The sequence below is a fragment of the Pseudomonas sp. PARCl1 genome (assembly GCF_947311875.1).
In the GTDB taxonomy this organism is placed as follows: domain Bacteria; phylum Pseudomonadota; class Gammaproteobacteria; order Pseudomonadales; family Pseudomonadaceae; genus Aquipseudomonas; species Aquipseudomonas juntendi.
The window spans coordinates 1-1,342 of sequence record NZ_CAMZMX010000108.1; the positions used below are offsets into that span (position 1 = coordinate 1).

Genomic DNA, 1,342 nt, shown 5'->3' on the forward strand with positions numbered 1-1,342 from the left:
TAAGTTGGACAGTTTCAGCTAGCAGCCCCTGCAGCATGAGCCCTGTATTTCACAGGGCTCATGCCATTGAGCTTTAGCTTGATGCGGTCATGGTTGTAGTAGTGGATGTACTCATCCAGACCGGCTTTCAGTTCTTCAACGCTCTTGAAGCGCTGCGGGTAGAAAAATTCGGACTTAAGCGTACCAAAAAAGCTCTCCATAGCCGCATTATCCAAGCAGTTTCCTTTACGTGACATGCTCTGCTTCACCCCTTGCTCGGCCAGCTTGTGGCGGTACTGCGAGTGTTGGTAGTGCCAGCCTTGATCCGAGTGGAGTACCAGTTTCGGCTTGTTTCCCAGGCGCTTGAAGGCCTTGCCCAGCATGTTGGTAACCAGCCCAAGGCATGGCCTGCTGGCCACTTCGTAGGCCACAATTTCGGCGTTGTACAAGTCCATCACGGGGGAGAGGTAGACTTTTTCCTGAGCCACTTTGAACTCGGTCACATCGGTCACCCACTTCTGATTCGGGCGCTGCGCGATAAAGTTTCGCTCCAGCAGGTTGGGCGCGATGGTGCCGACGACTCCCTTGTACGACCGATATTTTTTCGGCCGCACGAGTGAGCGAAGATCAAGCTCGATCATCAAACGCTCCACCACTTTTTTGTTAACCAAGGTCCCGCCATTGCGGATCACGATCGCAACGCGCCGGTAACCGTAAAGCCCTTTTTCCTCGTGATAGACACGCTGAATCATCTGCTTCAGAGCAGCATGCTTGTCAGGTTTGGCCTGCGCTTGAAGCTGGTAATAGAACGTACTGCGCGGCAGATCCGCCAACTCCAGAACAGCGGCCAAGGGAAACCTGTCCTTGAGCGCAGACACGATCAGGGTTTTTTGGGCTGCCTTCGCTCCTGCTTCTTCAACTCTTCCAGCTTTTTTAGGTAAGCGTTCTCCATGCGCAGCCATTCAAGCTCAGCCAGCAACTGGTCGCGGCTTTTATCGGTGTCATCAGAGGTTGTGGGTTTGATGGGGTAAGGCTTTTTCGACATGGCAGCAGGTTTTCTTCTCTTGGGAGCAGGCGAAGCCGGACTTCCACTGTAGTACTGCCGCGCCCAAATGCCTATCTGCGAAGACTGACCAAGACCAAAATGGGCGGCGGTCTGGCGCAAGGAAAGCTGATGCTTGTGCATGTACTCAAGGACTGAGCGCTTGTAGGTCGCACTGTACCGCTGGCCTGGTTTACGCAGACTGAACTGGCCATGTTTCTGGAAGCTGGAGACCCAGCGCCGCAGCAGGCTGAAGTCCACTGCAAGTCGCTGGGCTACTTTTCGGAAACCTTCACCACCCTCCAGGTAGGCATGAACGGC

General features: G+C 54.2%; 1 protein-coding gene. It reads right to left on the bottom strand.

Going from position 1 to position 1,342, the window contains the following annotated elements:
- Positions 1 to 14 precede the first annotated feature (14 nt).
- A protein-coding gene (locus QME24_RS24705) for an IS3 family transposase (RefSeq protein ID WP_281691089.1) occupies positions 15 to 1,342 on the bottom strand; the annotation gives its coding sequence in 2 pieces (ribosomal slippage) (positions 15 to 907 and positions 907 to 1,342; 1,329 coding nt annotated over the 2 pieces). This gene is flagged as partial in the annotation.